This window comes from Streptomyces sp. NPDC091416 (genome assembly GCF_044756845.1).
Classification (GTDB): Bacteria; Actinomycetota; Actinomycetes; order Streptomycetales; family Streptomycetaceae; genus Streptomyces.
The window spans coordinates 130,579-136,826 of record NZ_JBIVTU010000018.1; the positions used below are offsets into that span (position 1 = coordinate 130,579).

Consider the following 6,248-nt stretch of genomic DNA (forward strand, 5'->3'; position numbering starts at 1 on the left):
TTACTCGGCGCCGGCGCGACCGTACAGCTCGACGACGTAGGTACGGGTCTGCGCCTCCCAGTACAGGTTGAGGACGCGCCCGATGACCGCCGCAGCGGTCATCGGGCACACCACGTCGGCGGCCTGTTGGGCCCGGGTCCGGATGCCTTCACCACGTCCGATGTGGGTCCAGGGGTAGCCGCCGCGGAATCCGACCAGGCGGCCGATGTCGTTCTGCTCGATGCGTCGTCCGCTGCCCTCGTCCTTCCAGCCGTAGGCCGTGGCCGTCACGCAGTTCGAGGGCCGGTCCGCGGAGAAACCGCCGCCGCCCTTGGGACGGCCGGTGCGAGGATCGATTCCGCGCTGGCCGCGGGTGTTGACACGGCGTCCGGTCTCCCAGCCGACGCACTGGGCGAATGTGGTGGTGGGGAAGGGCGTTGAGGGGTGCACGCTGATGACCGGCGTCCGGTGGCGGTAGGCGGTCAGGAAACGCCGCTTGCGGTGTGACGGCGAGCCGTGTTCGACGGAGTCCAGGGTCATGGCCTCGGTCGTGCGCCATCCCGCCTGCGCGAACTCGAAGAAGATTGCCTCCTCGATCTCGGCCGGGAGGGCGCTGGACTGCTCGACGGCGACCCACTCGACCGATCCGCTGCTGCACAGCATGGCCAGCGGCCAGATCACCGTCTCGGCCATCAGCCCGGCCCGCTCGTCCTCGAGGTCGGCGAGCTGCTCTCGCACTTCCGGCCACGTCTCGCCTGAACGCGGGGCGTACCCCGCGTCAGACCCGTCGGCGTGCACGGTCTGGAGGTAGCCGGCCGCGCCTCCCACGGAACGGATCACCGAGCAGACCATGTCGATCGCGGCGACTTCGTGGCCGCGGCGGTGTCCGGCGGGGCTGAAGGCCTGGCAGGGCGGGGAGAGGATGACGCCGACGACCCACTGCAGTGCGGGGTGTTCGGGATCCAGGGCGGCGACGTCGGCGACGATGCACAGGTGTCCGGCGGCGTTCGCGGTCGCGGCAGCGCCCGGGTCCATGTCGACGCCGACCATGTCGACGTCGGCCCCCAGCACGTGGCGGAGCCCTCGAATGAGACACGACCACTCTGCCGACAGAAGGCCCGTGGAAGAGGTTCACGATCCGAGGCCGGAGCGCCACCCCGTGCGTGTCGGTGTCGGGTGGCCACAGCCAGCGCACCGGCCATGGGGCGGCGTACCAGGTGAGGAGCTCGAGGGTATCGGTGTCCAGTGCTGCCAGACGCTCGGCCGTCATGGGCCCGGCTTCGTCGAGCAGGCCCAGTGTCAGCGCCGCGAGCTCGCCGCGGGCTGCGTCGGCCAGACACTGGAGCTCATCCTGCTCGGCGCCCTCGCGGATGCGGTACGTGCACTCGGTGACCCGTTCCTGCGCCACGAAGGCCCACTGCGCCGCATCGGGGCCGGGGTGCTGCGCGGCGTACGCGGACAGGACTTCCGCCGTAGCCCGGCACGCCGCGAGGGTCGGGTGCTCCTGGGCGCGGGGCACAGCGCGGATGCCGTCCGGCGCTTCGTCGGCCGGTACGGGGACGTGTCCACGTCGTTCGCGCGGAGCGGGATGCGGCAGCTTGCGGCTCGGACGGCTTCTGGAGCCGGGCGGCCCGCCCGGCCGGGGTCGGGTTCCCGGCCGAGGCGAGGGTGCGTGGGCTACCTCTCGACCGAGCTGGAGGATTTGGCCCATCGGCTCAGGGGCGCGGGGTGTTGTCGGTGTAGCAGTCGCGGTTGAACCGCTTGCGGCCTTCGCGCCAGCCGTGCTCGTACGCCTCGGACTGCTCGCGGTGGTGACCCGGGACGGTAGGGCGGCGAAGCTGATGCTCCGCGCCGTACGCCCGGACGAAGTTGGCGTGGTCCCAGCCGTGCTCGACTCCCGACTGCCAGGCCCGTCCGGCGGGCGAGGACGCTTGCCCGTATGCGACCGGCACGGCGCGCATGGGGCGCAGCGTGAACCCCTCCAGCATTCCCAGCACAGCGTCCGCGCGGCCCTCGTAGGTGACGTCGTAGCCGGCGGCACGCAGTGCCCCCGCGCACGCGCCACGCATCGCGTGGGCCTCCCGGGCCAGGGTGGTGATGAGCTTGTCCTCGGCCCGCCGCTGGGCCTTGTCGCCCGGCTCGTGCCGGTCGACGGCGTCGCGCTCTGCGGGGCTCACGTAGCGGGGCGCGAACGTGATCAGCACGCCCTCCTGGCCGTCAACGACCATGACCGTTGAGCGCTCGCGGTGCGCGGGCGGGATGGAGGCGAGTGCGTGCGTGCGGACGTCGAGGGCGGAGGCGTTCATGAGGGGTGGTGCTTTCTGCGCGGGCGTGCGGTGGTGATATGCCGTGCCGGGAGGGAGGGTTCGTCGAGGGTGTGGTCCCGTCGGGCCACAGGGCGCGGCCCGACGGGACAGTGGCACTACGCGCTCGTGGGTGGGCTCTTGCGCGCGGCGCTGTGCCCGGCCTCGGGGACGGGACGCTCGCCGCGCGCCATCGCGGTGAACGCGGCGGCCGGACGGAACGTGATCCGCTTGCGTGCGGGGACCAGAATTCGTTCACCGGTCTGCGGATTGTGCGCCCGCCGGGCGGGGCTGTGGACCGCCTGGCGGGCGCCGAACCCGGTCACTGCGATGGCTTCGCCGTCCAGGACCCGCCGGACCAGCGTGTCCAGCACCAGGTCCAGGGCCTCGGCGGCCTGGGTGGTGGAGATGCTCCCGCTGTCCGCGATCGCTTTGGTCAGCTGCTGCTTGTTCAAGGTACTTCTCGTCTCTGCTCTCGAAGCCGGTGAGGAGGGCGGCGCTCACGGCGCGCATCACCGGCCAATACTCCACATTCTACCGACGTAAATCCAATTAAGCAATATGGGCGGCGGGGTGGGAGGTCTGTCCTTCCGCCCCGCCGCCTCGTCCGCCGGATCAGCTGATGTAGTCGGTGACCATGTCGGCGAACTCGTCCGGAGACAGCACCTGCACGCCCAGCTGCTGAGCCCGGGCCGCCTTCGTGCTCGGCTTGCCGCCCGCCCCCGCAGCAGCGACGAGGTAGTCCGTGCTGGCACTGACGCTGCTGCCCGCGCGGCCGCCGGCCTTCTGGATCAGCGTAGTCATGTCGCTGCGCCCGACCCCGTCGAGACGCCCGGTCATCCGCCCGGTGACGACCACGACCTTGCCGTTCAGCGGCCCCTGCGCGGTGCCCGAAACCTCGGACGGCGCCATCGTGACGCCCGCGGCCACGAGCCTGTCGATGACCTGCGCCTGGTCGGCGAGCTGCTGCACGATGACCGGCGCCTTCTCGGCACCGATACCGTCCACCTCACGCAGAGCCGCTGCGTCCGCGCGGCGAATGGCTTCCATGCTCCCGAAGCGCGCGGCGATCCGGCGGTACATGCTGCGCCCGGTGCCGACGATTCCGGGCGCGCAGAGAATGCGGCCGAGCGGCAGCGACTTGGCCTGCTGGATCTGTGCGGCGAGCTTGTCTCCGCGCTTGGCGCTGCCGGAGGCCTCGGCCAGCTGCTCAGCGCTGAGGGTGAACAGGTCGTCGACGTCGCGGACGCCCCGGCGTCGACGAGAGCCTTGACGTACCGGGTGCCCAGACCCTCGATGTCCAGCTGATCGCGCCCGGCGGCGTACTCGATCAGGGCGGGCAGGCGGCACGCGGTTCCCTTGACGCAGCGCCACCGCTCCTTGCTCTTGTCGATCCGATCACCGCAGTTCGGGCACTGCTTCGGCGGCGGCACCGGCTCGGCGCCCCTGGGCCTCAGCGCTGTCACGGCCGCTTCGACCTTCGGGATCACATCACCCGCCTTATGGACGGTCACGGTGTCCCCCAGGTGCAGGTTACGACGTCGGATGTCAGCGGGATTGTGGAGCGTGGCACGAGCCACCACGCGCCGTCCACCTCGTGGCTCTGTTCACTTTCTAGGGGCTCTGGCTCATGTTCTGTGGTCCGTGACTGTGGGTCACCGATTAGATCTCGAACAGGGCTTCCTCTTGTGGCGGGATCGGAGGGTCAAGGACGTCGCGGAGGCGGGTGATGCCCTGGCGCCACTTCGACCAGTTCGCGGCTTCGGCCCACAGCTCGGCAAGCTCAGACCGGTTAGATACCACTTGATCGAGGGCGTCGACGGCGAGCATCCGAAGGTCTGCAGGCAACTCCGGTAGCGGCGCTGATGGGCCATAGTTCGAACACGCCGGATCACCGTCAGGATGCTGGGCGGCGACCAGGGCCGCCGCGCCCACTGCTCGCTCGCCGTCGTAGATACCCAGGAAGTCCGCGTGCCCGGCGGCACGCTTGAGCACTCCCCGGATCATGGCTTCGCGCTCTACCAATGCGGCCTCGTCCAGGTCACCGGCGAAGTCGGCTGCGGTGTCGTTGTCGAAGGGGCCGATGTCCCAGGTGCCCATGTCTCTCCTCGCGCGGTCGTCTGGGGATCGTCGCACTGGCCACTGACAGTGCACTCAGGAGGCAAGCAGCACCCGCTTGCGCAGGAGGTTGAAGCCAGCGCGTCCATACATTTGCCGCTTGAGCATCTTGATCCGGTTGACATGACCTTCGACCGCGCCGGAGCTCCAGGGCAGGGTGAGTCCGGCGATGACGGCATCGCGGTCGCGGTCGATGCCGGCGGCAAGAGTGTGGAGACTGGGCAGATCGTCCTGCCGGACGGCGGCGAGCCAGTCCGGGAGGCGCTCGCCCTGGCGCTCGGTCAGCATGACCGCGAAGGCGCGGACGTGCCTGGTGAGCGCGTCGATCTCGGGACAGTGGGTGCGCACCGTCTTGAGCAGCAGTTGTTCGGTCTCGGGCAAGGTTTCCGGTCGCCGGAGAATCCATCCGGCGACCGTTCGAGGCGAGGGCGGACGGGCGACCACCGGTCGCGGGGAGGTGCGCTTCTTGTGCAGGTAGGCGCGGACGCGCTGGTAGCTGCCCCTGTAGCCGAGGGGCACGATCTCTTCCCACAGCTTCCAGGCGTTGGTGCAGCCCTCGTTCCACCGGTCGTCCAGGTAGGGCTTGTAGTCATCGAGGACCGACGGCCGGTTCTGCCACTGCCCGGTGAACAGTTCCTCCGGCTTCGCGACGTCGGCGTGACGGTCCGCCAGGTCATGCCGAGCTGCCGCTGGACCGAGCGATGGCTGTGCCCGGCTTGCAGCAGTGCGTGGACGTCGGCGTGCCGGGCCCGGGTGCGGTCAGCGAACCGATGGCCGGTCGGCCACGGCGAGCCAGAGGAATCTTCCTCTGCCGCAGGCCCCGGATCGGGCTCGGGGGCGGCGGTGACAAGGGCGCGGAGGCAGCGGCGGTGCTGAGCGACAGCCCGTTCAGCGGCCTCGCTCACGTTGTGCCAGAGGTGCCACCGGTCCGCTACCTGGATCGCTTGTGGAGCGCCGACGGTGGCACCCTCGGCGAAGAACGGCGCCCGGTCACGGCAGATCACCTCAACGCCCGGCCGCGCGGCGAGCCAGGCCGCCAGGCTGGACGCCTCCCGGTCAGGCAACAGGTCGACAGGGCGGCGGGTTTCGATGTCGATGAGGACGGTGCTGTAGTGGCGGCCGTGCGGGTCGCGTACTCGTCGACACCGACTACCCGCGGCGCGGCCACTTCGGGATCGGGAAGCGCGTCGATCATCCGGAGCACCGTGCTACGGCTGGCGGAAACGCCGAGAACGCCAGCGATGCGCGCCCCGGCCCGGCCCGCAAGGGCCAGACCAACCGACGCCAGGGTCGAGCGCAACCGTTCGGTCCGCTGACTGTGCCGACGTGTCAGGCCCGGTATCTGCTCGACGAAGGTACGGCGTGCGCAGCTCGGGTTTCCGCAGGCGAACCGCCGGACCCTCAACTGGAGGACGACTCGTCGGCCTCCGCTGGGAACATCAGCGGGAAACCGCAGGTAAGAACCGTGAACCCGGTTCGACCGGGTGCCGCAGACCGGGCACACGGCGCCGTCGGTGGTGCATTGCGCGTCAACGCGCACTATCGCGATGTTCACGTCTGCCGACAGCACCGCGACGTCCGCGATCGACGGGAACAACAACTCCTTCAGCCGGAGCAGGACCTCTTCCACGGCCCTGACATTCAGCCCAACTGCGTTGCCCAGCGATGATTTTCAGGCGACTTCACCCACCGCTCGAAGGAGCCCAGCAGTCACGGAGAGTGGCCGCATCACAGAACATGAGCCAGAGCCCTTCTAGGGCGTGTATCGGAAGTGGCTTGAGAGGCTGCTGGTTCGTTAGTCCCGCGACGGGGCGGCGAGCCAGCGGTCATCCTGGAACTCGGCTGGGA

Annotated in this window: 7 protein-coding genes and 2 pseudogenes; all 9 read right to left on the minus strand. The window is 69.9% G+C overall.

All coding sequences use genetic code 11. The annotated features are described in order from the left end of the window. The 9 genes and pseudogenes from ACIQMX_RS37090 to ACIQMX_RS37130 all read right to left on the minus strand — a co-directional run bounded on the left by ACIQMX_RS37090 (window position 1) and on the right by ACIQMX_RS37130 (window position 6,030). A complete protein-coding gene (locus ACIQMX_RS37090; RefSeq protein WP_402484799.1) occupies window positions 1–1,050 on the minus strand; it encodes a hypothetical protein in 1,050 nt (349 codons plus the stop codon). A gap of 644 nt (window positions 1,051–1,694) precedes the next feature. After that, window positions 1,695–2,285 carry a hypothetical protein gene (locus ACIQMX_RS37095; protein ID WP_402484801.1) on the minus strand — a complete coding sequence of 197 codons (591 nt, stop codon included), beginning with the start codon at window positions 2,283–2,285 and terminating at the stop codon, window positions 1,695–1,697. A gap of 116 nt (window positions 2,286–2,401) precedes the next feature. Further along, on the minus strand, window positions 2,402–2,737 hold the full coding sequence (locus ACIQMX_RS37100) for an HU family DNA-binding protein (RefSeq protein WP_402484804.1): 336 nt from the start codon (window positions 2,735–2,737) through the stop codon (window positions 2,402–2,404). Window positions 2,738–2,897: 160 nt separating this feature from the next. Beyond that, window positions 2,898–3,656 (minus strand): helix-hairpin-helix domain-containing protein, encoded by a 759-nt coding sequence (locus ACIQMX_RS37105; protein WP_402484807.1) that lies wholly within the window; start codon window positions 3,654–3,656, stop codon window positions 2,898–2,900. A 131-nt stretch (window positions 3,657–3,787) separates the two neighbouring features. Then, a pseudogene (locus tag ACIQMX_RS37110) lies at window positions 3,788–3,865 on the minus strand (hypothetical protein); the annotation flags it as partial. A 79-nt stretch (window positions 3,866–3,944) separates the two neighbouring features. Continuing rightward, window positions 3,945–4,382, minus strand: coding sequence for a DUF4259 domain-containing protein (locus ACIQMX_RS37115; protein WP_402484809.1), 438 nt, complete (start codon window positions 4,380–4,382; stop codon window positions 3,945–3,947). A gap of 54 nt (window positions 4,383–4,436) precedes the next feature. Beyond that, window positions 4,437–4,919, minus strand: a complete 483-nt coding sequence (locus ACIQMX_RS37120; protein ID WP_402484812.1) for a transposase — start codon at window positions 4,917–4,919, stop codon at window positions 4,437–4,439. A gap of 395 nt (window positions 4,920–5,314) precedes the next feature. Then, window positions 5,315–5,464, minus strand: a pseudogene (locus tag ACIQMX_RS37125) (hypothetical protein); the annotation flags it as partial. After that, complete coding sequence (locus ACIQMX_RS37130) at window positions 5,401–6,030, minus strand: transposase family protein (RefSeq protein ID WP_402484815.1); 630 nt, start codon at window positions 6,028–6,030, stop codon at window positions 5,401–5,403. The gene ACIQMX_RS37130 and the pseudogene ACIQMX_RS37125, both read right to left, overlap by 64 nt. Window positions 6,031–6,248: the final 218 nt, after the last annotated feature.

Coding starts and splice junctions, on each gene's coding strand:
- ACIQMX_RS37095 (WP_402484801.1), bottom strand. CDS start 2,285: ATGAACGCCTCCGCCCTCGACGTCCGCACGCACGCACTCGCCTCCATC.
- ACIQMX_RS37115 (WP_402484809.1), bottom strand. CDS start 4,382: ATGGGCACCTGGGACATCGGCCCCTTCGACAACGACACCGCAGCCGAC.